The sequence below is a fragment of the Geothrix paludis genome (assembly GCF_022808815.1).
In the GTDB taxonomy this organism is placed as follows: domain Bacteria; phylum Acidobacteriota; class Holophagae; order Holophagales; family Holophagaceae; genus Geothrix; species Geothrix paludis.
In genome coordinates, this window is record NZ_JAKZLC010000002.1 from 116,655 (window position 1) to 137,911 (window position 21,257).

Consider the following 21,257-nt stretch of genomic DNA (forward strand, 5'->3'; position numbering starts at 1 on the left):
CCCTCCCTGCCATCAGACGAGGTGACTCTTGAGGTCGGCCAGGCTGAAGGGCTTCGGCATCAGGCTCACCCCGGGGTAGCGCCCCACCAGCTCCAGGACGGCGAGGTTGACGCGGCCGGTCGAGATCACCACGGGAAGGTCCGGGCGGAGGGCGCGGAGGCGTGGCAGCGTGCCGGCGCCGCCCAGGCCCGGCATGTCCATGTCCAGGATCGTCACCGCGGGCTGGAGTCCCCCCTCCAGGAGGTCCAGCGCCGCTTCCCCCGTGGCGGCGATGACGGGCTTGAAGCCCAGGAAATCCAGGATGGCGCCTACGGAATCCTGGATCGAGGCGTCGTCGTCCACAAGGAGGACCACGGCGCGCGCGGCTACGCACGCGGCAGGCAAAGCCGTCTCCGGGTCAGGCTCGGGTTTCCCGACTGCAGGCATGGGGGTCTCATCGATCTGTTGTCCAGTCTATCGTTAGGGCCCGAATGGCTCGATTCCAGGGTCACCATGGTCGTTAGTCTTGTGATGATCGGCATTTACGTTGACGACCCCAACAGCCGTTCTAGAAACCATGGGCCTCGCCAACCGTATGGTGGGGACGGTGGAGAGGGGGGATCTCGTCATGGACGAGCGGATGCGACTGTTGCGGGGCCTCGAGCCGAAGCACGCGGGCCAAGCCTCGTACACCGCCATCCTCGAGGCCGCGGCGGGCCTGTTCCGCCAGTTCCCCGCCGACGCCATCACCCTGCGGGACATCCTCGCCCTATCCGGCGTGGGCAACCAGACCCTGTACAACTACTTCCCCGCGGGACGGGACGATGTGGCCATCGCCCTCTTCGACCGGCTCCGGCGTGCGGACGAACTGGCGTTCCGTGGCCACGTCCAGACCTTGGCCTGGGATTCCCTGGCAGATGCCGAGGGCATCACCATGGCGCTCAGCGCCGCCCTGGCGCGGGCCACGGTGGGAAACCTGAAGGAAAATCTCCAGCTCCATGCGACGGTGAACGCCTACCTGAAAGCCCATCGCCTGGGCTCCCTGGCCACTCATGCCGAGGGTCTGGAGGAGGCCCTCCGGCAGGAGATCCTCCTGCGCTACGGAAGCCGCTTCTCCGAGCAGGCCCTGGGGCCGGTCGTGCACCTGAGCCTGCACGTGGTGCGTGGCGTCGCCGACATGGCCCTGGCCCATCCCGCGTGCCCCCTCGGGGATCTCGAATCCATGGCGCGGAAACTCCTCCGGCCCATTCTGCAGTCCGGACTGCGGCGCGAGGTTCCAGTGAGCGGAAGCCACCCCCTCGCCGCCGACGCGCCCGACCCCGTGGCCATCACGGGCGCCCCGGTGGGGCCATCCAGGCGGGAGGCCATCCTGGCGCGGATCTTCAAGCGCCAGCGGCCCCGATAGCCCGCGCCCAATCCGGAGCCGTGAGCCACGAGCCACGGGATCCAGCCGCGCCGACAGCAGACCTGGCAGGCGGTAGACTGGTACCCAGACGTGCGAGGTCCCCGTGTCATTCACCCCAGGCAGCAGGCGCGGCGCCATGGCCGACATCAACATGACCCCCCTCATCGACGTGATGCTGGTTCTGCTGATCATCTTCATGATCGCGGCCCCCATGATGATGACGGGCGTGGACGTGAAGCTGCCGGAGAGCCGCACGGGCCGGAACCTGGAGAGTGAGGCCCTGACGGTCTCCATCACCTTCGACGGCCGCCTCCAGTTCGACCAGGCCTTCCTGGCCCTGCCCGTGCTGGCCAACCAGCTCAAGGCCCGGGCCCAGTCCGGCGGCAAGCGGCCCGTGCTGGTGCGGGCCGACCACAACGTGCCCTACGGCCGCGTCATCCAGGTGGTGGACGCCATCCGCGAGGCGGGCTTCACGCAGGTGGGCTTCGTCACCGCCGCCGCCCCCATCGCCGCGCCCACCGCCGCTTCAGCCACCGGAACCAAATGAGCCAGGACCTCCAGGCCTACCTCCGCAGCCGCGCCCACCTGGGCGAGCTCCGCTGGGGGCCCGGGCTGGCCCTGAGCCTGGCCCTGCACCTGACCATCGGCGTGGCCTTCTTCTGGCCCCGGGGCGGCGGCGGCGAGAAGGCCGAGGAGGTCAAGGTCACCTGGGTGAACCTGCCCGCGGCCATGGGCGGCCAGTCCGGCGGCTCCGACGCCATGGAGGTGGGCAAGACCGGCGAGCGCCTGCGGCGCGTGGAGGAGGTGGCGCCGGTGCGGAACACCGCCCCATCGGCCACGGCCCCGGATCCCTTCGCCACGAAAACCACCAAATCCGCCGCCAAGGGCGACAGCAAGGACGCCGCCAGCACCGGCACGGGCACCACCGCCGCCAAGGGCAAGACCGCCTCACCCAATCCCGTGGCCGGCGCCGTGGGCTCGGGCAACGGCGCGGCCTTCGGCGCCGGCTCGGGCATCCCGGGCCTGAACCCCACCTCCGGCGTCCAGGGCGGCGTGGGCCTGGTGGGCGGGGTGGACGGCAACTTCCCCTTCGTGTGGTACCTGCAGCAGGTCCAGGCACGCATCACGTCGAACTGGAACCGCGTCTCCAGTACCCAGGGCCGCGTGCAGATCTACTTCCGCATCGCCCGGGACGGCAGCCTCGACCGGGTGCGGGTGGAGATCCCCAGCGGCAACGCCGCCATGGACGAGAGCGCCCGCATGGCCGTCCTCCGCGCCGCGCCCCTCCAGCGGCTGCCGGACGGCTATGACGGCTCGTACCTGGGTGTGAGGTTCTGGTTTACGTACCTGGGGAACTGAGCAGGAACCCCGAGCAGCCACCGGCCCGGCCTGAAGCGGGTCGGTCGGACGCCCTCTCTCCGCCCCTCCAGGGGGCCATTCCAGGCCTACCTTTGGGGTGTGCGCATCAGCGCCCCAGAAAGGGGGATTTATGCCAGCGCTCATCAACCTCGCATCCGCCTCTCTCGCCTGGAAGAAGACCGGCGCAGCCGGTCCCACCTTCAGCCTGGAGACCAGGGAAGGAACCGCCGCCACCCTCGCCTTCCTTCCCGAGGATCCCACCCTGGCCAGGGTGGAAACCACCGGCGGGGCCTGGACCCTCAAGCACAGCCGCTTCCCGGCAAGTTCCGTCACCCTCCGCCAGGCGGGCTCCAAGACGGACCTGGCCATGTTCCATCCCCACCTGGTGGGGAACGGGAAGCTGGTCTTCCAGGGTGACGAGACCTTCGACTGGGTCCGCATCGGAGGCATCCACCCCGGCGCGGCCTTCCTGGACGCGGACGGCCTGCCGCTGGTCCAGCTCACCCTGAACCCGGACGGCACCAGCCGGTCGGCCCCGGAGGACACCCCCCTCGCCCTGGTGGACATCTCCCAGCCCCACCGGCGCCTGGCCGATCCCGCCTTGCTGTCCGCCATCGGGTGGTACCTGCTCCTGCTCGAGACCCTGCTGGAGGACCCGGGCGTGGCCGCGGAAACCAGCCTGCGGATGTAGGGATCCGAACTGGTGATGTCCGACAAAACGCCAGGGCGCCGGGAGGTCGGGTGCACTAAACTCCCCTGATGCGCTCAGCCCTCTGGATGACGGTGGCCCTCGGGTTTCTTCAGGCCCAGCCGCCCTGCACCGTGACCGCCGAGCCGCGCGAAATCCGCCCGGGCGAATCCGTGCTGCTGACCTGGACCTGCCCCCGGTCGACCCAGGTGCGCCTGGAACCTGGCGGCATGATCCTGCCGGGACGGTCCCAGGTGACGGTGCGGCCTTCCTACACGACGAGGTACAGCCTCTTCGACGCGGGGCCCGGCGCCGAGTCCGGCGGCGCAGAACTCGGCCACGCAGAGGTGCGCGTGACGCCCGGGATGCCCCTGGGCGAGGCCGCCCGCATCTGCGCCTTCGACGCCAGCACCAAGGCTGTGCTGCCGGGCGAGCCCGTGGTGCTGAAGTGGGAATGCGCGGGCAGCGCCAAGGTGCGCCTGGAGCCCGGCGGGCTCGAGCTGGACGGCAAGAGCGAAGTCACCGTCACGCCCCTGGAGAGCACCCGCTACACCATCACCGCCAACAACGCCGCCGGCGGCCAGAGCCGCACGCTGGAGGTGGCGGTGCTGGGGCGCCGGGCCGTGGCGGCGGCCAAGACGCCCATCGCCAGCGTGTGCAGCTTCGAGGCCAGCCGCACCGTGGTGAAGCCCGGCGAGCAGGTGGACCTCAAGTGGATCTGCCAGGGCGACGCCAAGGTGCGCCTCGAGCCCGGCGGCCTGGAGCTGGACGGCCAGTCCAGCATCGCCGTGGTCCCCGACAAGACCACGGTCTACACCCTCAGCGTCAGCAACCTCATGGGCGGGTCCTCCCGCAGCCTCGAGGTGCAGGTGGAAGCGCCGCGCCGCGTGCTCACAGAGAAGGACCTGGCCGATCCGGAAGAGGCCGTGAAGCCGCTGGAGCGCATGGACCTGCAGGAAGCCCTGCACCGGGGCGCCGCCCAGCGGGCCGTTGCGGCGCAGGGCGCCTGGACCCTGCGCCTCGTGGTCTCCGGCCGCGCCGAGGGCCTGAAGGTGGTGGCCAGGGCCGCGGGCCCCAAGGCGCCGGACGTGCTGGTGCTGCCCTACGTGCGGCCGGACGGCTTCCGCTGGTGGCAGGCCTGCTACGGGACCTACCCCACCCGCGCCGCCGCCCTGAAGGCCTGGCGGAGCGCCCCCGAGGGCCTGCGGAAGGCCTTCCGTGACGCCCTGCCCCTCCGGCTCCAGCACCTGCCCGGGGATCCGCCGAAGGCGCTGTAGATCCGCGGGGGGTCGGCCCTAGTTCCGGGTGACCTCCAGCGTGTAGGGCTCGCCGACCATGTTGGCGTCGAGGGTGTCCACGATGAAGTAGATGGTGCGCGTCTCCTTCGTGGGGTTCTCATAGGTGGCCTGGGGCTCGCCGGTGGGGATCCGGTTCTGGAGCAGCCCCGGCTCGTCGCGCCCCCAGGCGTTCACGGCCAGCACCCGGAACCAGGCCTTTCGGCCCTCCACGACCTGGGCCTTCACCTTGCCGCCCGCCGGCACCTCGATGGCGAAGGCCCGCCGCCCGCTCATATCGGGGACCTTGTCCGTCACCCGGACGCTGCCCGCAGGCAACTGGAGGGCCGGGATGGACGGCCCTTTCCGGGCCCCGTGCCGGGTCTCGCCCAGGATGCTGGCCTCGCCGCCGGGATCCGGGCGATGGGGGGTCATGGGACCCCGAGGGGCCTTGGGAAGGTCCTTGGCCTCCACCACCGGCAGGGGCGCCGGGGCCTGGAGGACCACCATGGGAAGCATCAGCAGACTGGGAAGCATGGGCACCTCCGCGCACATCCATCCCTAAGATGCTCCAAGCCCGGGATGGGTTTAGGGACATCACAAGCGCCCAGGACATCGCCTCTGGAAAGGCCTTCCCCTGCCTCCCTCCCGGCGGGGAATCCACCCCTGCCGTCCGGCAATCTACCTGTTGCGACAAACAAGACGGAGGACTATCGTCTGACAGCCCATGCGGGCTTTCTACCAGGAGGAAGCAATGAAGATCTCACCTTCCGGGCTGGTCGTGCTTTCCGCGGCCTTGGTTGCCGGCACCCTTTCCTTCGCCCACGGCGGCGAGAAGCACAGCGGGGAGGTCACCCTGGCCGCCGACAAGCTCCCGTGGGAGGACCTGGCGGCCAAGGGCGTCGGCGTGATGGTGGCCGATGTGGAGGGCCTCCATGCCAAGGGGGCCTGGCATGGCTTCGTCAAGTTCCCCGTGGCCAGCAAGAGCCCCGTCCACGCCCACTCCAGCGCCCTGAGGCTCGTGGTGGTGTCGGGCACCTTCCGCTACGGGAGCGACCCCGACCACGAGCAGCCCTACGGTCCAGGCTCCTACGTCTTCATCCCGGCGAACCATCCCCACTCGAACAGCCAGCCGGACGGGGCCGTGGTCTACGTCGAGCAGCCCGGCAAGTACGACAATAAGCCGGCGGGCCACTAGTCCAGGCTCGTCCAGACGGGATCGCGCCACCCGGTCAGCGGAGCACCTGGTACTCGCTCTGGACCAAGCCGCTGGGGAAGGACCGGGTGGCGACGTGCCGCAGCTGGATGTCGTGAGGCAGGGTGCCGAAGAGCGGGATGCCCTCGCCGATCAACACGGGAACCCGCGTGAGGATGAGGCGGTCCACCAGCCCCGCCCGCAGGAACCGCTGGATGGTGATGCCGCCGTCCACGTAGAGATTCGTGACCCCACGCTCCGCCAGCCGGGCCACGATCTCCGCTGGCGGGCCCGCCATCTGCTCGACCACCCGTCCGATGGCGCTCGGCAGCTTTAGTGGCTGGCCGCTCAGCACCACCACCCGTTTGGCGCCGTAGGGCCAGGGGTCGAAGGTCATCACCTTCCGGAAGGTGTTGCGCCCCATGACCACCGCATCCACGCCCGTCAGGAATGCCTGGAAGCCGTGGTCTTCTCCGCCCCCCTCCGGCAGCCAGTCCAGGTCGTGGTTCGGGCGGGCGATGAACCCGTCCACGCTCGCCCCCACAAAAACGGATACCGTCATCAGGCCCTCCACCTCTTTGGGTGGCGCCGGGTGGGTAAAAGTGACCGGATTTGCCTGGGGCCAGGCGCCTCCCAGCGCCCGGATCGGGACCTCAGCGCCCGGTCGAGGGGCTTGCCGGCGCGCCAAGCACCTGGCCGAGGGAGAAGGCCAGATCCCGGCTGATCTGCTCGCTCCCGCCCGTGCTGGCCACGGCGAGGTTTCCCTGGCGGTCGAGGATCAGGTGCGTCGGGAACGCCACGCTGGAGCCCGACATGGCCAGCTGCTTGAGCGCCGCGAACGGGATGCAGGCCACCGGGAACTGGAAGGGCCGGGTTTTCAGGAAGGCCCGGACCTTCGACTCGTCATCGTAGGCCAGGGCCAGCATGACCAGGTCCGGATGGGATCCGAGCTTGGCATGGAGAGCATTTAGGTCGGGGATCTCCTTCACGCAGGGCGGGCACCCCGTGAACCAGACGTTGAGGTAGACCACCTTCCCCCGCAGGGCCGCCAGGGACCACGCCTTCCCCTCCAGATCCGAGAACTGGACGTCGGCCACCGGCTGGCCGATCCGGGCCTTGAACGCCTCGGCAGGGCGCAGCCCCTGCGGAGCCTGGACGGTGGGGGCGGAGGCCCCCTCGGGCTTGGAGGCGGGCGGGGCCTGGCCCAGGAGCGCCAACGTCGAAAGCGCCGCGGCCAGCAGAAGTCGCGCGGAAGTCATGGAGAGGCCTTTCGGGATTGGGTCGGGTACCAGGGAGTGGCAGATGCGGCCGAGCGGCCGGTCAACCGGGCGGGAAGAGGCCCCAACGGTCGAGGAGGATGTACAACGGGAAAACCACGAGACAGAAGGCGATGAGTGAGACGAGAACGACCCCGGTGACGTTCCAGCCGGAGCGGCGCTGGTACTGCTCCGAAGCCTCGAGCTGCGCTTTGGAGAGCTGCTTGGCGCTGGCGACGCCGCCGGCGGCAATGGAATAGAGCAGCGGAATCAGCTGCCGCGGAAAGCGTTCAGGCAGGAAAGGCAGCAAGGCCACCAGCGCCACGTTGAAGGCGATCCCGAGCCAGAGCGTCAGGCGTTGGCCCTGGGTGTCCTGCAGCGCCTTGAAGTTCTGGTGGAGGGTGAACACCGCTGCGAACGGGCCCCCGAGGAAGGAGGCCAGACGCACCTGGAACGGGGTGTAGATCGGCTGCCGTTTTCCAGGGACAGCTTCAACCCCGGGATCTGCGAGCAAGGCCTCTGGCGGGGCGTACGGATTTGACAGGTCATCCATGGAAGATCCTTTGTGGGCGCGGTGCAATTCGAGTGGATGGTCAGGCCTGTGTGCTAAGGCTTGAAGCTGACTTCATAGATCCGCCAACTGCCTGCAAATAGAGCAAAGACGATCTCATTAAGAACAGCGCTCTTCGGGAATTTGATGACATGGAAGACACCGCTCTCGGAGAGCCTGATCTGGGGGTCTTCCTGGGCGTCTTTTCTTGACAGTGCCTCATTGAGACCCAGCGGGCCATAGATGGCCTCCTTGATCTTGGGGTTGGAGCGAATTTCATTTTCGGAGGGGCCATTATAAGAAATAATGTTGTCGCCCCTATAAAATTCGAAATCTGGCGTAAGCATGGCTTCCAGAGCCGCCGGATCCTGCTTTGCCATGATCTTCTTCAAGCCTTCAGCGGTGGGTAGAGGCGGAACCTCATTCGAGAAGCCATCGAATCCCAGAATTCTGATGCTGACAACCAAGCCATCATGATTGAGCTCTAAGCTGTAATTTCGATCGGCGTAGTCGAGGCGCGTGTATTCGGTGCCGTCATCCATGTACTTCGATTTCGATCTGGGTGGCCCGAGCGACTTGAACACCTCGCTTTCGGTCGAGCCGAGCGTGAGACCGGCGAGGCCTCCGTCCCCCGGCGTTGGCTTCCCGAAGAGTTGGATCGCGGTGATGCGATCCTTCTGGGGCGCCGCGAACTCGAAAATCAGCAGGTGATCGTGTTTTTCGGAGGTCCAGAAGGCCTTGATCAGCCAGCCATCCGAGGTGGTCCGCTCCTCATAGGGTTTCCCGAGGGTGGCTTCGACCACCCTGGCAATCTGGCCCAACTGGAATCCGCCTAGCTTTAATTGACTCGGCAATCCCTGGCAAATACCAAACGTGGAGGCGCAGGCCAACAGGATTCGGAGGGGCTGTTTGAGCATGTTCCTATCTCAAGATGGCCTGACGAAAGAAAGAATCGGCCCCGTCTGAGCCGAGGCTAGGAACGGAGACGAGGGAACGGAAGGTTGAGAGAGGGCGGAAGGCAATGCAGGCGGGGTCCGAGTTGGGCGAGAGGGTCAGACCGATGAATGCTATGGCTTTTCTTTTAGAATTTGATTGAGTTCGTAAACAATCAATCCCTCGCCATAGCCAGACCACCTCGTTGCAAGCTTGCCTGTGCGATCAATGATCAAGGTTGTGGGGTAGGAATTGATATCTCCGCCGAGATTGGTGCCGATACCATTTTTGCCGATCTGTGGCCGGTAGTAGGTGAACCCAGGAAGGGCGCTCTTATTCTTGTTCAGGAACTGAACAACACCTTGAGGCCAGTATTGATCATCGAGGTTGCAAGGAATGACGACAAGGTCCCCTTTTCCAGCGCCTTGCTTTTGAAGAGCATGGATCTCAGGGAGTGAGCGCCTGCAGGGACCACACCATACAGTCCAGAAATCTACGATGACAATTTTTCCTTTGAAGTCTTCGATTAAGCATTTCTTCCCATTCTGATCAACAAATCCAAGTTTGCTCAGGTCAATGCGTTTCTCGAATGGGAAATGCTCTGTATCACCGGCCATGGCGGTCGACAGACAAAGGGCGATTGCAAGCAGGGCTCGGACCATACGCAACTCCATGAAGGTTTGTGGGAGGCCTAACGAATGAAGCTAAGCGGTCACGCCTGCACCGAGGCACTGAGCGGAGCCGGGATAGCGAAATGATGAGAGAGAGCGGAAGGTAATGCAGGCGGGGTCAGACTTGAGCGGAGGGTTAGGCAATCTATGACGGAAATCCTTGTAACTGGTCAATAGTTTCTTGAACAAATTTGGGTTCATCAACTCCGAAAATCACAGCTGTGGCCAACACAGCTTTCAGCAAACAATCAGCGAGGGTGGTGAGGTGGGCATCAAACATTTCAAGGTCGGGCTCGTTCTTGATCTCCTTGATCGAGACTTTTTCGGGATCCATTTCCAGTGCTTCCTCTAATGATCTGGGGGAGGCGTGGAGTGTAATGCTCATGAATGAATAGAGCGTGTCGTAATAGTCCTGAAGTCCTGCTTTTTGGGCGCATTCGTAAGCGCTAACAGACACTATCTTTTCGGTGAGTATGTGTTGTTTGATACTGTCGGCGAGATTCTTTAATTCCTGAAGGTCATCCCTATCGTTGTTTCTCTCCTTGTATCTGATGATTTTATTGATTCCCTTCAATCGTTCATGTTCCTCTGAAAGTACAAATATGTTTACAAAATTTAATTCCTTTGAGATCGCGATAAGGGGAAAAAGTGGTTCGAGTATGCATCGAATCAACATTTGAATTTGGTGCTTCATCCCCTTTTGGGAGAGTAGCAGTGCTCCTTGGTATGTTGTAAGAACCCTAGAAAATAATATTGAACAAATGATTTCAGACGGGTGCTCATTATGAATAGCAAGTGAATATTGAAATGCCTGTGCCCGCTTATTTAATTCCATACAAATCGAGATCAATTCACCGTGTTTTACATTCACTACATCAGTGAAGAATGAGAATTCATCGGCCAGAAAACCTTGTTCTCCAAAGGTAGTCATTATGTCTCCAAGATTGCCTAACCTTGAATTAGACGATCAAACCCATCACAGGGTCCGTCGTCTGGCGTGAATGAAGGAACGATACCGACATTGTAGATCACGGGGTCCTTTCCCCGCCGAACGGTGGCAAAACCGGGGTTGAACGGGGATACCCCGCCCTCCCACCCAGAATGGAGTGGGAAGCATGGATCAACGGAGTGGTGTCCCCGCGGCCCTCAGACTCTCCCGGTCATGGCCCTCAGGCCTGGAGCTTCCCCAGCAGGTCCTCGGCCACGCGCCCTGCGGCGCCGGGCTGGCCCAGGTGGCCGCGCACCTCGCCCAGGTCTGCGCGGATGCGGCGGGCGGTGTCGGGGTCCAGCAGGCGCGTCAGCTCCAGGCCCAGCCGCCCGGGGTTCACCTCGCCCTGGAGCAGCTCGGGGGCCACTTCGCGGCGGGCCACGACGTTGGCGAGGCCGAAGTGGGGGACCTTCACGACGCGCTTGGCCATCTCGTAGGTGAGGGCGTTCAGCTTGTAGACGATGGCGAAGGGGGTTCCCAGCAGGGCCGTCTCCAGGGTGGCGGTGCCGGAGGCCACCAGGGCCGCGTCCGCGTGGGCGCGGGCGGCGTAGGGGCGGTCCTGCACCAGCGTCACGGGCGCGTCTCCCAGGTGGGCGCGCACGAAGGCGGACTCCAGCGTGGGGGCCACGGGCAGCACCCACTGGACCTCGGACTGGGCCGTGCGCCAGCGCCGGGCCAGCTCCGCCATGGGCGGCAGCAGGCGCTCGATCTCCCCCTTGCGGCTGCCGGGCAGCAGGGCCACCAGGGGCCGTGCGGGGTCGAGGCCGGTCTCCGCGAAGAAAGCGGCGCGGTCGCACTCGGGCTTCACCACCTCCACCAGGGGGTGGCCCACGAAGCGGGCGTCCACGGGGTAGCCGCGGAACAGCTCGGGTTCGAAGTCGAAGAGGCAGTAGAGCGTGTTCAGCACCGTGCCCAGCTCGGGGATGCGCCCCTTCTTCCAGGCCCACACCTGGGGGCACACGTACTGGTGCAGGGTCACGGCGGGCAGCTGCTTCCGCAGGGCCTTGGCCAGCCGCAAGTTGAAGCCCGGGTAGTCGATGAGCAGGGCTCCGGCGACCTGCTCCTCCGCCGCGGTGGCCAGGATGGCCTTGAAGAGCCGATTCAGGCGCGGAAGGTGCTTGATGACCTCCACGAAGCCCACGACAGCGAGATCCTTCACGTCCGCCAGCTTGCGGTCCAGGAAGGGGCTCATGCGCGGGCCGCCGACACCCACGAGGCGCAGGTCAGGCCGGCGGGTCTTCAGCTCGCGCAGCAGCTCGGCGCCATGGAGGTCGCCAGAGTCCTCGCCCGCGATGACCAGCAGGGTCTTCGTCATGAACGGTTCCCCGTGGGACCCCAGTGCCGCCCGAAGGCGAAGCCCTCCGGCGGCTCGGCGGCGCGATCCAGGCCCGGGGGCAGGATCTCCTCGGGGAAGATCACCTCCGGATGGGCGGCCGCCAGCGCGGCGGCCTGCGCATGGAAGGTGGCGGGATCCTCCGCGGGCAGGGCCATGTCCCAGCGGTAGCCCAGCTTCTGGAGCGGGCGCAGGTCCGAGGCCGGCCCGCAGACGCCGCACCAGAGGCGGTCCGCCAGACGCTCCGCGTCCAGGGTGCCCGGGTGCCAGCAGAAGCCCACGGCGTCGGCCTTGGCCTGGGTCAGTAGGTCCAGCACGGCGCCCTCGGCCCCGCCCTCGATGCTCAGGGCGATCTTCGCGCCGCGGCCGCTGGCGGCCTCCAGCAGGGTCTCCAGGTGGCCCAGCAGGCGGAAGCCCGCCTCGCGGGTCTGCGGACGGACGACGGGCAGGATGAGGAAATCCGGGCCGAGCGAGGCGTGGAGGACCGCGAGCCCATCTTCCACGGGCGACTGGCTGGACAGGTGGACGGCGTGGATGGCCAAGCCTCGGCGCGCAAGGGTGGACCAGTCGGGATGCAGGCCGCCCTCCCACCGCAGGGTCAGGGGCGCCAGGGGGACCCAGGGACCGGGATCAACATGGGAAGGGATCTGGGGCACGAACCGCATCGGCTTATCATGGAGCATCGGAGGTGCCATGGGCCGCATTTTCACCCTGGACGAAGCGCGGGCCCTGATGCCGCAAGTGAAGGCATTGACGGAACCTGTTTACACACTGGCCGCCAGCCTCGCCGAGGAGCTCACCCAGGCGGAGGAGGCCCGGGACGGGCGCCGGGTGGAGGAACTGCGCGAGCGCCTGCAGGTGCTGGTCAAGTCCTGGCAGCAGAGCATGCAGGACCTGGAAGCCGACGTGAAGGGCCTGTGGCTGGTGGATTTCGACGCCGGCGACGGCTACTGGTGCTGGGCCTACCCCGAGGAGGCCCTCGACCACTGGCACAGCTACGAAGGCGGCTTCCGCTCCCGCGTGCCCGCCGACCAGCGGCCCGGCGTGCGGGCCTGAGCGCATGCCCAGACCCAGGCCCACGAAGCGCATCGAACCCGACGCGCCGCCCGGGGACTTCCGCGCGGCCGTCCTGGCGATCGTGGCGCGCATTCCCAAGGGTCGCCTCGCCTCGTACGGCCAGGTGGCCCTGCTGGCGGGCTTCCCCCAGCGGCCCCGCCAGGTGGGCATGGTGCTCTCGGGCCTGCCGGAGGGCACGGACCTGCCCTGGCACCGCGTGGTGAACACCCGGGGCTATGTGCCCAGCCGGGGCCGCTGGTGGGGCGCCATGGAGCAGATCGGCCGCCTGCGGGACGAGGGCATCGAGGTGGACGACCAGGGGAACCTGGACCTGGAGGCCCACCGGTGGCGGCCCCGGGGCCGGTGACCATCAGGTACACTGGAGGACGGAGGGCTCCATGAAGGTGCGCGTGTCGGTGCAGTTGAAGCCGGGGATCCTGGATCCCCAGGGCAAGGCGGTGGAACAGGGACTGCACGGCTTCGCCTTCGAGGTGGAGCATGTCCGCATCGGCCGGCTCATCGAGATGGACATCCCGGGCACCGACCCCGCCGAGGTGAAGGCCAAGGCCCAGGCCATGTGCGACAAGCTGCTGGTCAATCCCGTGATGGAGAAGGCCTCCATCGAGGTGTTGTGATGCGCGTGGCCGTCCCGGTCTTCCCGGGCTCCAACTGCGACCACGACGCCCTCCATGCCTGCGGCACCGTGCTGGGCTGGGAGACGATCCCCGTCTGGCACCAGGATCCGCGGCTGCCCGAGAACACGGATCTCGTCTTCATCCCCGGCGGCTTCAGCTACGGCGACTACCTGCGCTGCGGTGCCATCGCGGCCCTGGCGCCCATCATGGCCGACGTGAAGCGCCACGCCGACAACGGCGGCCTGGTGCTGGGCGTGTGCAACGGCTTCCAGATCCTGTGCGAGGCCCAGCTGCTGCCCGGCGCCCTGCTGCGCAACGAATCCCTGCGCTTCATCCACGCGGACGTCCACCTGCGGGTGGAGCGGACCGATCTGCCCTTCACCCGCGCCATGAAGGCCGGCGAGGTGTTCCGGGTGCCCATCGCCCACGCGGAGGGTAACTTCACTCTGGACCCCGCGGAGCTGACGGACCTGGAGGCCCGGGGCGGCGTGGCCTTCCGCTACTGCTCGGCTCAGGGCGAGATCGGCGCGGACCACGTGCCCAACGGCGCCATGAACGGCATCGCCGGCATCGTGAACGTCCGGGGCAATGTGCTGGGCATGATGCCCCACCCCGAGCGGGCCGTGGACCCCAAGCTGGGCCCCACGGGCGGCATGGGCATCTTCAGGAGCCTCGAGGCGGCCTTCAGCAGGGCCTGAATCGGACCTGAATCCGGCCGGGACGGGCCTTTGCCGGCACCGTGGAAAAAAAACAGCCTTGGCTTGTGAAATTTTCACGCGTGCCGAAAAGTTTTCCTGTCATCCTTCCGGAAGGCCCCGATGGGCACCTCTGTTTATTCCTGAGCCATGAGCGTACCTGAAGCCAAGAACCTCCAAACCTACACCAGCGGGCCTCTCCGCCTGGCCGTCCTCAAGCGCGACCCCGTGCCCGCGAAACTGCTGCCCGCGCGGGACGCGTGGACGCTGCTCCAGCCCACGCATGCGGTGCGCGTCTGCACCAGCGAGGACCGCGAGGAGGGCGTCATCCGCTCCGGCGACCTGGCCCTGCTGCTGCCGGGCTTCGGCCACACCCTGAAGCGCCACCACGCGAACGCGCCCTTCGGCTTCACGGCGTTGTTCATGGAGGGGCCCTTCCCCGAGCCGCTGCTGTCGTCGCTCCAGAACCCGCCCCGCAAGTGGCAGGAATCGAGCTTCGCGGTGCTCCGCAGCCTCAGCCTCAAGCAGCTGTTCAGCATCTTCTCCCAGGAGCTGTCCAACCCTGACGGCGTTCAGCTGATGACGCGCGAGCTCTTCCTCATCCTGCTGGGCGCGGAGCTGTCCCGCCTCACGGAGAAGGAGGACCGGGGCCGCTTCCCCTACCGCCTGAACCGCTCCACCCTGCAGCTGGTGCTGGACCATATGGAAGTCCACATCGGCTCCAAGAACAGCGTGCCCGAGCTGGCCACCATGGCGCGCTGCACGCCGGACCACTTCATCCGCCTCTTCCGCGAAGCCACCAGCACCACGCCCCACCAGTACCTCATCGAGCGCCGCCTCCAGCGGGCCGTGACGCTGCTGGCCAACGGCGAGCGCCCCAGCGACGTGGCGAAGATCCTGGGCTTCTACGACGCCAGTGCCTTCACCCGCGCCTTCAAGCGCCGCTTCGGCGTCCCCCCCAGCGAGTACGCGCAGGAAGCCTACGAGCGGCAGTTCCCCAAGAAATAAGGGCGAAGCCCCTCCAAAGAAAAGGGCGCCGGATGGCGCCCTTTTCTTTGCTTGGACAAAACCCTACTTGGCGACCTTTTCAGTCACCGCCTTGGCCTTGTCGGCACCCTTGGTGGTGCCCTTCTTCGACTTGGCCTTGGCCTTGGTGGTGCCCGTCTTGGCGGCACCTTCGCCCTTGGCGGTGGCGGCCTTCACGTGCTCGCCCGCCACCGGGACCGCTCCGGCCTTGGCGTCCGCCTTGGCCTTGCCGGCCTCGGCCTTCTGGTCGGCCTTGGCCTTGGCCTGGTCGGCCTTCTCATCGCCCTTGGCTTTCGCCTTGTCCACGGTGGCGTCCGCAGCGCCCTTCAGATCAGCCTTGCTGGGAACCTGGGCTGCCAGGGCCAGTGATGCGCCCAGGATCAATGGCATGACCAACTTCATCGGAACCTCCCGAAAGTCTGAGGACTGAACACTGAAGACTGAGGACTGTTCTTACGGCTTGCACACCTTGCAGGCCTTGTAGCCGGCCTTGTCGGCCTCGGCGGCGGAGGCGAAGGAGACCTTGTTCGCCTCCTTCATCTTTCCGGCCAGCTTGCAGTCGGCGCGGTGGTAGATCTTGGAGTCCTTGTTGGCCACGATGGCCGTGGAGACCGCGGCGGCCTTGGGGGCGGTGGACTTGGCGGCAGCAGCGGCCGCAGCGGCGGGGGCCGGCTTGGGCGCCGGGGCGGCGGCAGGGGCCGGAGCGGGCTTGGCCGCGGCGGCGGCAGCAGGAGCAGGCGCGGGCTTCGCAGCGGCGGCCTTGGCCTCGGCCTCCTTCTTCTTCTCATCCGCCTTCTTGGCCTTCTCTTCGGCCTTCTTGGCCTTCTTCTCGGCCTTCTTCTCGGCGGCGGTCTTGGGCTCGGCGGGCTTGGGCTGGGGGGCCTGGGCGGCGACCATCACGGAGGCGGCCAGCAGGAGAGCGAACAGGGTGCGGTTCATGAAGTCTCCTTGGAAGGGTGGGAAAGCGTGATCCCCCGAAGTCCCGGTTGTCAACGGAGAACCCGGGCGGAGGCGGCGAAGCGAGGCGGCCGGCGGGCCCTGGAGGCCTGCTCATAGGCGTAGGCCAGCTTCAGCAGGGTGCCCTCCTGCCAGGGCGCGCCCACGAAGGACAGGCCCAGGGGCAGACCCGCGGCGAACCCGGCGGGCACGGTGATGTGCGGGCAGCCCGCCACGGCAGCGGGGCTGGAGAAGCTGAAGCCCGAGCTGTCGCCATTGAGGTGGTCGATGAGCCAGGTGGGGCCGCCCGTGGGCGCCACCAGGGCCTGCACCGCGTGCTTCTCCAGCAGGCCCAGGATGTCCTTCCGGGCCTGGGCGCAGGTCTCGAGGGCCTTCCGGTAGGCGGGATCCGTCAGTGGCCCCTTGGCCTGGGCCTGCAGGACGATCTCCTGGCCGAAGAAGGGCATCTCCCGCGCCTTCTCGCGCTCGTCGAAGGCCATGAGCCCCGCCAGATCCTTCACGGCGCCGCCACGGCCCGCCAGGTAGGCGTTGAGGCCCGCCTTGAACTCGTAGAGCAGCACCTCGAACTCGGCGTCATCGTAGGCGGCTGTCTTCAACTCCACGTCCACGAGCACGGCCCCACGGGCCTTGAGCAGGTCCAGGGCGGGCTGGATGACGGCGTCCACGTGGGCATGCACGCCCAGGAAGTTCTTCGCCACCGCGAGCCGGGCCCCTTGGAGGCCCTCGGCGGCGAGGAACTGGGTGTAGTCCTTCTCCCGGCGGGCGGCGGGATCGCCGGTGGCGGCATCCTTCGGATCGGCGCCCACCAGCGCGTTCAGCAGGAGCGCCGCGTCCCGCACCGTCCGCGCCATGGGCCCCGCCGTGTCCTGGGTGCTGGAGATGGGGATGATGCCGCTGCGGCTCACCAGGCCCACCGTGGGCTTCACGCCCACCAGCCCATTGGCGTTGGAGGGGCTCACGATGGAGCCGTCCGTCTCGGTGCCCACGGCCACGGCGCAGAGACTGGCGGCGGCGGCGACCCCGGAGCCCGAGCTGGAGCCGCTGGGGCTGCGGTCCAGGGCATAGGGGTTCCGAGTCTGCCCGCCCCGACCGCTCCAGCCGCTGCTGCTGCGGGTGGAGCGGAAGTTGGCCCACTCGCTGAGATTGGTCTTGCCGAGGATCACCGCGCCCGCGTCTCGCAGCCGCTTCGCCACGAAGGCGTCCTCCTTCGGGGCCGGCGCGTCCGCCAAGGCCAGCGAGCCCGCCGTGGTCTTCATGCGGTCCGCGGTGTCGATGTTGTCCTTGATGAGCACGGGGATGCCGTGGAGGGGCCCGCGCAGGTTCCCCGCCTTCCGCTCGGCATCCAGCGCCTTGGCGATGGCCAGGGCGTCGGGGTTCAGCTCGATGACCGCGTTCAGCTTCGGGCCCGCCTGGTCCAGGGCCCGGATGCGCGCCTGGTAGCGCCTCACCAATTCCACCGACGTCCAGCGCCCGTCCGCCATGCCCGCCTGGAGGGCATCCACCGTGGCCTCCTCCAGCACCAAGCCCTTGCGGGCCGGACCCACTTTCAGGTCACCGCCCACCAGCGCGGCCGCGCCCGTGGCCAGGCCGGCCCCCAGGAAGGCACGGCGATCGAGGGACAGGGAATCAGCTCGGTGCGGCATGGGCTTCCTCGGAGTGGGTGTCAGTGGATCATATCCTCCCGCGGCCGGCCGGTCCGCCACGAGCGTTGACCGGTCCCGGCCGCCATGACAGGCCGGACGGCCCCATCCTAGCCCCGGGAGGCTTCCATGGCCGCGTTCCTGCTCTGGCTCATCCTGCTAGTGGTCTGCTGGCCCCTGGCGCTCTTGGCGCTGATCCTCTACCCGCTGGTCTGGCTGCTGCTCCTGCCCTTCCGGCTCCTGGGCTTCGCCGTGGAGGGCGTGTTCGGGCTCATCAAGGGCCTGTTCCTGCTGCCGGCCCGGATCCTGGGCGGCCGCTTCTAGGGCCAGGGCTGGCGTAAAGGCCGCCGGGAGTGGATATTGGGCCACGAACGCGGCCCACCGGGACGCGGCCAAGCCAGCGGGAGGGACCATGGAACTCTACCTGGACGCCAAGGAAACCGAGCTCCTCATGCGGATGCTGGACCACAGCCTCGACGAGATCCGGCGGGAGATCCACCACACGGACCACGCCGCCTTCAAGGCGAACCTCAAGGCCGATCAGGAGCTGATGCAGAAGATCGCGGCCAAGCTCAAGGCTCCGGCCGCCATGGGGATCTGAGTCAAGACAGGGGCCCGAGGGGCCCCTACTTGGGTACCGTTTCCGGCTCGGGCTTGGGCGCGGGCTCTGACTTGGGAGTTGGCTTGGGCGCCACGTCGGCCTTGGTCGCCGGCGCCTCCTCGGGCTTGGCCGCCGGCGCGGCAGGCTTGGCGGATTTGCTAGGCTTCGCCTTGGCCCCCTTGAGGTTGGCCACGCGCTGCTGGGCCTCGCGGGCCTTCACGCGCGCCTCGCTGGCCTTTTCGGAGGCGGCCTTGGCCTCGGCCTCCGCGGCCTTGGCCCGGGCCTCGGAAGCCCGGATCTGAAGGTCCGCCGCGCGGGTCTCCGCGTCCTTGGCCTTGGCCGCGGCCGTCTTGGCCTGCGTCTCCGCCTTGGCCGCGCTGGCCTTCAGGCGCTCGGCGGAGGCCTTGGCCCGCTTGGCTTCCGTTTCCAGGCGGGTGGCTTCGATCCCGGCCGCGGAGGGTTTGGCCTTCGCGACCTTCTGCGGGGTGCCGGCCGCGAGGAGCGTGGAGGCCAGAAACAGGAGGATGGACAGACGCATGGGGCCCCCAGGGAATGTCCCAGGGTTCCCGGGGGTGGCGCTCCCTGTCAACCCAGCGCGATTTCCAGGGCTTCTGCGTGCAAACCCTTCAGCTCGACAGCGTCCACGTCCAGCAGGGGCTGGCCGTCCACGGCGAGGGTGATGCGGGATCCGCCCGTGGCGCCGATCTTGGCGACGGGCACGCGGTGAGTGGCGCAGAGGGTGGCCAGGCTGGACTCGGCTTCCGGGCTCACGCTCACCACGATGCGGCCTGCGGTCTCGCCGAAGAGCAGGCTATCGAGGCGCAGGGCACCCTTGGTGAACATCAGCTGGCAGCCCATGCCCTCGCCGTCATTCGCACCGAACGCACTTTCGAGCACTGCCGTCAGCAGACCGCCCTCGCTGGTGTCGTGGGCGCTGCGGATGAGGCCCAGGCGGATGCCCTCGCGCACGCAGGCCTGGAGGCGCAGCTCCTCGTCCAGGCGCAGTTCGGGGCAGGCGCCCTGCACCTTGCCCGTGCGCAGCTTCAGATACTCGCTGCCGCCCAGCTCGTCGCGTGTTTCGCCCAACAGGAAGATCCCATCGTGGGTGGACCGGAACCCCGAGCCGCAGATGCGGTTGCCGATCTTGGAAAGCGCCGTGGCGTCGGGCGCGTCCACCGCCACCTGCCCCGCGCAGTCCTCCACCAGGCCCACCGCCGCGATCATGGGCGTGGGGAAGATGCTCTGGCCTTCGGTGTCGTTGTAGAGGCTCACGTTGCCGCTGACGATGGGCACATCGAGCGCCAGGCAGGCCTGGCGGATGCCCAGGCAGCCCTGCTCGAAGGTCCACATGTTCTCGGGCTTCTCGGGGTTGCCGTAGTTCAGGCAGTCGGTGAGACCGATGGGCTCGGCGCCCACGCAGGCCAGGTTGCGGCAGGCCTCGGCCACCGCGTGGGCCGCGCCCCAGAAGGGATCGAGGTAGCAGAAGCGGCTGTTGCAGTCGCTGCTCATAGCCACGGCCTTGCCCGTGTCCTGGCCCGCCTCGTCCTTCACGCGGATGATCCCCGCGTCGCCACGGCCCATGCCCAGCAGCGTGTTGCTGCGGACGGTGCCGTCGTACTGCTCGAAGATCCACCGCTTGCTGGCCACGGTGGGGGCCGCGAGGATCTGGCGCAGGGTGCGCTCCACCTCGGCAGGCTTGAGGTCCGCGGGCAGGGGCGCGGCGTTGACAGAATCCAGGTAGCCGGGGCGCTGGCGGGGCCGGTCGTACTTCGGCGCGGCGTCCACGAGGGGCTGGATGGGCAGGTTGATGACGGGTTCGCCATGCCAGCTGCCGATGAAGCGGCCGCTGTCGGTGACCTCGCCCACCACGCAGGCGTCGAGGCCCCACTTGTGCAGCACTTGAATGATGTTCGGCTCGCAGCCCGGCCGGGCCACCAGCAGCATGCGCTCCTGGCTTTCGCTCAGCATCAGCTCGAAGGGCGTCATGCCCTCCTCGCGCTGGGGCACCTGGTCGAGGCGGATCTCCAGGCCCGTGCCGGCGCGGCTGGCCATCTCGAAGCTGCTGGAGGTGAGGCCCGCGGCGCCCATGTCCTGGATGCCGATGACCCAGTCGGTCTGGAAGATCTCCAGGCAGGCTTCGAGCAGAAGCTTCTCTGTGAAGGGGTCGCCCACCTGCACCGTGGGGCGCTTCTCCTCGCTGCCCTCGCCGAACTCGGCGGAGGCCATGCTGGCGCCGTGGATGCCGTCGCGGCCCGTTTTGGAGCCGATGTACATCACCTTGTTCCCCACACCCGAGGCGAAGCCCTTGAAGATCTTGTCGCTGCGCAGCACGCCCAGCGTGAAGGCGTTCACGAGGATGTTGCCGTTATAGCTGGCGTCGAAGGCGCAGTCCCCGCCCAGCATGGGGATGCCCATGCAGTTGCCGTAGCCCGCGATGCCCGCCGCCACGCCCTTCACGAGGCCCTTCATGCGGGGCGCGTCGATCTCGCCGAAACGAAGCGAGTTCAGGTTGGCCAGGGGCCGCGCGCCCATGGTGAAGACGTCGCGCAGGATGCCGCCCACGCCGGTGGCGGCGCCCTGGTAGGGCTCGATGAAGCTGGGGTGGTTGTGGCTCTCCATCTTGAAGGCCACGGCCCAGCCGTCGCCGATGTCCACCACGCCCGCGTTCTCGCCGGGACCCTGGATGACGCGGGGGCCTTCGGTGGGCAGGTTCTTCAGGTGGACGCGGCTGGACTTGTACGAGCAGTGCTCGCTCCACATGGCGCTGAACACGCCCAGCTCGGGATAGGTCGGCATGCGGCCATCCAGGAGGCGCAGGAGCACCTGCCACTCATCCTTGGACAGGCCCAGCTCCAGAGCCAGGGATTCGGTGACGGCCGGTTCGTGGGCAACGGACATGGAGGCTCCGGAAGCCTTTGATTCTAGCGGTTCCGGACCTGCTGGACGAGGCTTGACATCCGCCCGCCCCCCTTCGGCGGAATGTCCGCTTCCCTCCAGAATCCCTTTCCGTACACTG

Annotated in this window: 28 protein-coding genes; 13 read left to right on the forward strand and 15 right to left on the reverse strand. The window is 67.3% G+C overall.

The features are described from left to right. Positions 1-12: 12 nt before the first annotated feature. Positions 13-426, reverse strand: coding sequence for a response regulator (locus tag MLE64_RS06045; RefSeq protein WP_243316883.1), 414 nt, complete (start codon positions 424-426; stop codon positions 13-15). Positions 427-619: 193 nt separating this feature from the next. Between MLE64_RS06045 and MLE64_RS06050 the strand changes: the two genes are divergently transcribed. The 5 genes from MLE64_RS06050 (at position 620) to MLE64_RS06070 (ending at position 4,708) form a co-directional block, all read left to right on the forward strand. Beyond that, entirely contained in the window at positions 620-1,384 is a 765-nt protein-coding gene (locus MLE64_RS06050; RefSeq protein ID WP_243316884.1) for a TetR/AcrR family transcriptional regulator, read from the forward strand. A 103-nt stretch (positions 1,385-1,487) separates the two neighbouring features. Then, the gene (locus MLE64_RS06055) at positions 1,488-1,931 is read left to right on the forward strand and encodes an ExbD/TolR family protein (RefSeq protein WP_243316885.1); all 444 of its coding nucleotides are present in this window, start codon (positions 1,488-1,490) and stop codon (positions 1,929-1,931) included. Then, complete coding sequence (gene tolA, locus MLE64_RS06060; protein ID WP_243316886.1) at positions 1,928-2,743, forward strand: cell envelope integrity protein TolA; 816 nt, start codon at positions 1,928-1,930, stop codon at positions 2,741-2,743. The genes MLE64_RS06055 and tolA overlap by 4 nt, the downstream gene beginning before the upstream one ends. Before the next feature lie 130 nt (positions 2,744-2,873). Then, on the forward strand, positions 2,874-3,434 hold the full coding sequence (locus MLE64_RS06065; RefSeq protein ID WP_243316887.1) for a hypothetical protein: 561 nt from the start codon (positions 2,874-2,876) through the stop codon (positions 3,432-3,434). Positions 3,435-3,502: 68 nt separating this feature from the next. Beyond that, positions 3,503-4,708 (forward strand): hypothetical protein, encoded by a 1,206-nt coding sequence (locus tag MLE64_RS06070; protein WP_243316888.1) that lies wholly within the window; start codon positions 3,503-3,505, stop codon positions 4,706-4,708. Positions 4,709-4,726: 18 nt separating this feature from the next. Here the strand turns inward: MLE64_RS06070 and MLE64_RS06075 are convergent, their stop codons facing one another. Beyond that, positions 4,727-5,242: a hypothetical protein gene (locus tag MLE64_RS06075; RefSeq protein WP_243316889.1), complete on the reverse strand. Its 516-nt coding sequence runs from the start codon at positions 5,240-5,242 to the stop codon at positions 4,727-4,729. Positions 5,243-5,459: 217 nt separating this feature from the next. Between MLE64_RS06075 and MLE64_RS06080 the strand changes: the two genes are divergently transcribed. Beyond that, the gene (locus tag MLE64_RS06080) at positions 5,460-5,903 is read left to right on the forward strand and encodes a cupin domain-containing protein (protein WP_243295944.1); all 444 of its coding nucleotides are present in this window, start codon (positions 5,460-5,462) and stop codon (positions 5,901-5,903) included. Positions 5,904-5,937: 34 nt separating this feature from the next. On the opposite strand, the gene MLE64_RS06085 is transcribed toward MLE64_RS06080, so the two are convergent. The 8 genes from MLE64_RS06085 to MLE64_RS06120 all read right to left on the reverse strand — a co-directional run bounded on the left by MLE64_RS06085 (position 5,938) and on the right by MLE64_RS06120 (position 12,296). Then, complete coding sequence (locus tag MLE64_RS06085) at positions 5,938-6,462, reverse strand: dihydrofolate reductase family protein (protein WP_243316890.1); 525 nt, start codon at positions 6,460-6,462, stop codon at positions 5,938-5,940. Positions 6,463-6,553: 91 nt separating this feature from the next. Next, a complete protein-coding gene (locus MLE64_RS06090) occupies positions 6,554-7,159 on the reverse strand; it encodes a TlpA family protein disulfide reductase (protein WP_243316891.1) in 606 nt (201 codons plus the stop codon). A 61-nt stretch (positions 7,160-7,220) separates the two neighbouring features. Continuing rightward, positions 7,221-7,709 carry a hypothetical protein gene (locus MLE64_RS06095; protein WP_243316892.1) on the reverse strand — a complete coding sequence of 163 codons (489 nt, stop codon included), beginning with the start codon at positions 7,707-7,709 and terminating at the stop codon, positions 7,221-7,223. 53 nt (positions 7,710-7,762) lie between these two features. Beyond that, a complete protein-coding gene (locus MLE64_RS06100; protein WP_243316893.1) occupies positions 7,763-8,623 on the reverse strand; it encodes a hypothetical protein in 861 nt (286 codons plus the stop codon). A 150-nt stretch (positions 8,624-8,773) separates the two neighbouring features. Next, positions 8,774-9,301 (reverse strand): TlpA family protein disulfide reductase, encoded by a 528-nt coding sequence (locus tag MLE64_RS06105; protein WP_243316894.1) that lies wholly within the window; start codon positions 9,299-9,301, stop codon positions 8,774-8,776. 154 nt (positions 9,302-9,455) lie between these two features. Beyond that, entirely contained in the window at positions 9,456-10,241 is a 786-nt protein-coding gene (locus MLE64_RS06110) for a DUF5677 domain-containing protein (RefSeq protein WP_243316895.1), read from the reverse strand. 238 nt (positions 10,242-10,479) lie between these two features. Continuing rightward, positions 10,480-11,613, reverse strand: coding sequence for a lipid-A-disaccharide synthase (lpxB, locus tag MLE64_RS06115; RefSeq protein ID WP_243316896.1), 1,134 nt, complete (start codon positions 11,611-11,613; stop codon positions 10,480-10,482). Next, positions 11,610-12,296 (reverse strand): hypothetical protein, encoded by a 687-nt coding sequence (locus tag MLE64_RS06120; RefSeq protein WP_243316897.1) that lies wholly within the window; start codon positions 12,294-12,296, stop codon positions 11,610-11,612. Before MLE64_RS06120 ends, lpxB begins: the two co-directional genes overlap by 4 nt. Positions 12,297-12,324: 28 nt before the next feature. Here MLE64_RS06120 and MLE64_RS06125 point away from each other — a divergent pair, with 28 nt between their 5' ends. The 5 genes from MLE64_RS06125 to MLE64_RS06145 all read left to right on the forward strand — a co-directional run bounded on the left by MLE64_RS06125 (position 12,325) and on the right by MLE64_RS06145 (position 15,025). Next, positions 12,325-12,687 carry a DUF2203 domain-containing protein gene (locus tag MLE64_RS06125; RefSeq protein WP_243316898.1) on the forward strand — a complete coding sequence of 121 codons (363 nt, stop codon included), beginning with the start codon at positions 12,325-12,327 and terminating at the stop codon, positions 12,685-12,687. Between the two features lie 4 nt (positions 12,688-12,691). Next, positions 12,692-13,054 (forward strand): MGMT family protein, encoded by a 363-nt coding sequence (locus MLE64_RS06130; RefSeq protein ID WP_243316899.1) that lies wholly within the window; start codon positions 12,692-12,694, stop codon positions 13,052-13,054. 31 nt (positions 13,055-13,085) lie between these two features. Continuing rightward, entirely contained in the window at positions 13,086-13,322 is a 237-nt protein-coding gene (purS, locus tag MLE64_RS06135; protein ID WP_243288712.1) for a phosphoribosylformylglycinamidine synthase subunit PurS, read from the forward strand. Then, positions 13,322-14,020 carry a phosphoribosylformylglycinamidine synthase subunit PurQ gene (purQ, locus tag MLE64_RS06140; RefSeq protein WP_243316900.1) on the forward strand — a complete coding sequence of 233 codons (699 nt, stop codon included), beginning with the start codon at positions 13,322-13,324 and terminating at the stop codon, positions 14,018-14,020. Before purS ends, purQ begins: the two co-directional genes overlap by 1 nt. Before the next feature lie 147 nt (positions 14,021-14,167). After that, positions 14,168-15,025 carry an AraC family transcriptional regulator gene (locus MLE64_RS06145; RefSeq protein ID WP_243295935.1) on the forward strand — a complete coding sequence of 286 codons (858 nt, stop codon included), beginning with the start codon at positions 14,168-14,170 and terminating at the stop codon, positions 15,023-15,025. 63 nt (positions 15,026-15,088) lie between these two features. On the opposite strand, the gene MLE64_RS06150 is transcribed toward MLE64_RS06145, so the two are convergent. From MLE64_RS06150 to MLE64_RS06160, 3 genes are read right to left on the reverse strand one after another with little or no spacing between them, the layout of a single operon-like run. Continuing rightward, complete coding sequence (locus tag MLE64_RS06150; protein ID WP_243316901.1) at positions 15,089-15,445, reverse strand: hypothetical protein; 357 nt, start codon at positions 15,443-15,445, stop codon at positions 15,089-15,091. A 51-nt stretch (positions 15,446-15,496) separates the two neighbouring features. After that, positions 15,497-15,982 carry an Ada metal-binding domain-containing protein gene (locus tag MLE64_RS06155; protein ID WP_243316902.1) on the reverse strand — a complete coding sequence of 162 codons (486 nt, stop codon included), beginning with the start codon at positions 15,980-15,982 and terminating at the stop codon, positions 15,497-15,499. Positions 15,983-16,032: 50 nt separating this feature from the next. Then, a complete protein-coding gene (locus MLE64_RS06160; protein WP_243316903.1) occupies positions 16,033-17,643 on the reverse strand; it encodes an amidase in 1,611 nt (536 codons plus the stop codon). 126 nt (positions 17,644-17,769) lie between these two features. Here MLE64_RS06160 and MLE64_RS06165 point away from each other — a divergent pair, with 126 nt between their 5' ends. Continuing rightward, positions 17,770-17,964, forward strand: a complete 195-nt coding sequence (locus MLE64_RS06165) for a hypothetical protein (RefSeq protein ID WP_243295932.1) — start codon at positions 17,770-17,772, stop codon at positions 17,962-17,964. Positions 17,965-18,052: 88 nt separating this feature from the next. Beyond that, positions 18,053-18,241: a hypothetical protein gene (locus MLE64_RS06170; protein ID WP_243316904.1), complete on the forward strand. Its 189-nt coding sequence runs from the start codon at positions 18,053-18,055 to the stop codon at positions 18,239-18,241. A gap of 25 nt (positions 18,242-18,266) precedes the next feature. On the opposite strand, the gene MLE64_RS06175 is transcribed toward MLE64_RS06170, so the two are convergent. Together MLE64_RS06175 and purL are read right to left on the reverse strand one after the other, a co-directional pair. Further along, positions 18,267-18,779: a hypothetical protein gene (locus tag MLE64_RS06175; protein WP_243316905.1), complete on the reverse strand. Its 513-nt coding sequence runs from the start codon at positions 18,777-18,779 to the stop codon at positions 18,267-18,269. Between the two features lie 47 nt (positions 18,780-18,826). Continuing rightward, entirely contained in the window at positions 18,827-21,139 is a 2,313-nt protein-coding gene (purL, locus tag MLE64_RS06180) for a phosphoribosylformylglycinamidine synthase subunit PurL (protein WP_243316906.1), read from the reverse strand. Positions 21,140-21,257: the final 118 nt, after the last annotated feature.

What these genes read in the sequence shown, in the direction of transcription:
- MLE64_RS06045 (WP_243316883.1), bottom strand. Translation starts at nt 426, where the DNA reads ATGCCTGCAGTCGGGAAACCCGAGCCTGACCCGGAGACGGCTTTGCCT.
- MLE64_RS06050 (WP_243316884.1), top strand. Translation starts at nt 620, where the DNA reads ATGCGACTGTTGCGGGGCCTCGAGCCGAAGCACGCGGGCCAAGCCTCG.
- tolA (WP_243316886.1), top strand. Translation starts at nt 1,928, where the DNA reads ATGAGCCAGGACCTCCAGGCCTACCTCCGCAGCCGCGCCCACCTGGGC.
- MLE64_RS06065 (WP_243316887.1), top strand. Translation starts at nt 2,874, where the DNA reads ATGCCAGCGCTCATCAACCTCGCATCCGCCTCTCTCGCCTGGAAGAAG.
- MLE64_RS06070 (WP_243316888.1), top strand. Translation starts at nt 3,503, where the DNA reads ATGCGCTCAGCCCTCTGGATGACGGTGGCCCTCGGGTTTCTTCAGGCC.
- MLE64_RS06075 (WP_243316889.1), bottom strand. Translation starts at nt 5,242, where the DNA reads ATGCTTCCCAGTCTGCTGATGCTTCCCATGGTGGTCCTCCAGGCCCCG.
- MLE64_RS06080 (WP_243295944.1), top strand. Translation starts at nt 5,460, where the DNA reads ATGAAGATCTCACCTTCCGGGCTGGTCGTGCTTTCCGCGGCCTTGGTT.
- MLE64_RS06085 (WP_243316890.1), bottom strand. Translation starts at nt 6,462, where the DNA reads ATGACGGTATCCGTTTTTGTGGGGGCGAGCGTGGACGGGTTCATCGCC.
- MLE64_RS06090 (WP_243316891.1), bottom strand. Translation starts at nt 7,159, where the DNA reads ATGACTTCCGCGCGACTTCTGCTGGCCGCGGCGCTTTCGACGTTGGCG.
- MLE64_RS06095 (WP_243316892.1), bottom strand. Translation starts at nt 7,709, where the DNA reads ATGGATGACCTGTCAAATCCGTACGCCCCGCCAGAGGCCTTGCTCGCA.
- MLE64_RS06100 (WP_243316893.1), bottom strand. Translation starts at nt 8,623, where the DNA reads ATGCTCAAACAGCCCCTCCGAATCCTGTTGGCCTGCGCCTCCACGTTT.
- MLE64_RS06105 (WP_243316894.1), bottom strand. Translation starts at nt 9,301, where the DNA reads ATGGTCCGAGCCCTGCTTGCAATCGCCCTTTGTCTGTCGACCGCCATG.
- MLE64_RS06110 (WP_243316895.1), bottom strand. Translation starts at nt 10,241, where the DNA reads ATGACTACCTTTGGAGAACAAGGTTTTCTGGCCGATGAATTCTCATTC.
- lpxB (WP_243316896.1), bottom strand. Translation starts at nt 11,613, where the DNA reads ATGACGAAGACCCTGCTGGTCATCGCGGGCGAGGACTCTGGCGACCTC.
- MLE64_RS06120 (WP_243316897.1), bottom strand. Translation starts at nt 12,296, where the DNA reads ATGCGGTTCGTGCCCCAGATCCCTTCCCATGTTGATCCCGGTCCCTGG.
- MLE64_RS06125 (WP_243316898.1), top strand. Translation starts at nt 12,325, where the DNA reads ATGGGCCGCATTTTCACCCTGGACGAAGCGCGGGCCCTGATGCCGCAA.
- MLE64_RS06130 (WP_243316899.1), top strand. Translation starts at nt 12,692, where the DNA reads ATGCCCAGACCCAGGCCCACGAAGCGCATCGAACCCGACGCGCCGCCC.
- purS (WP_243288712.1), top strand. Translation starts at nt 13,086, where the DNA reads ATGAAGGTGCGCGTGTCGGTGCAGTTGAAGCCGGGGATCCTGGATCCC.
- purQ (WP_243316900.1), top strand. Translation starts at nt 13,322, where the DNA reads ATGCGCGTGGCCGTCCCGGTCTTCCCGGGCTCCAACTGCGACCACGAC.
- MLE64_RS06145 (WP_243295935.1), top strand. Translation starts at nt 14,168, where the DNA reads ATGAGCGTACCTGAAGCCAAGAACCTCCAAACCTACACCAGCGGGCCT.
- MLE64_RS06150 (WP_243316901.1), bottom strand. Translation starts at nt 15,445, where the DNA reads ATGAAGTTGGTCATGCCATTGATCCTGGGCGCATCACTGGCCCTGGCA.
- MLE64_RS06155 (WP_243316902.1), bottom strand. Translation starts at nt 15,982, where the DNA reads ATGAACCGCACCCTGTTCGCTCTCCTGCTGGCCGCCTCCGTGATGGTC.
- MLE64_RS06160 (WP_243316903.1), bottom strand. Translation starts at nt 17,643, where the DNA reads ATGCCGCACCGAGCTGATTCCCTGTCCCTCGATCGCCGTGCCTTCCTG.
- MLE64_RS06165 (WP_243295932.1), top strand. Translation starts at nt 17,770, where the DNA reads ATGGCCGCGTTCCTGCTCTGGCTCATCCTGCTAGTGGTCTGCTGGCCC.
- MLE64_RS06170 (WP_243316904.1), top strand. Translation starts at nt 18,053, where the DNA reads ATGGAACTCTACCTGGACGCCAAGGAAACCGAGCTCCTCATGCGGATG.
- MLE64_RS06175 (WP_243316905.1), bottom strand. Translation starts at nt 18,779, where the DNA reads ATGCGTCTGTCCATCCTCCTGTTTCTGGCCTCCACGCTCCTCGCGGCC.
- purL (WP_243316906.1), bottom strand. Translation starts at nt 21,139, where the DNA reads ATGTCCGTTGCCCACGAACCGGCCGTCACCGAATCCCTGGCTCTGGAG.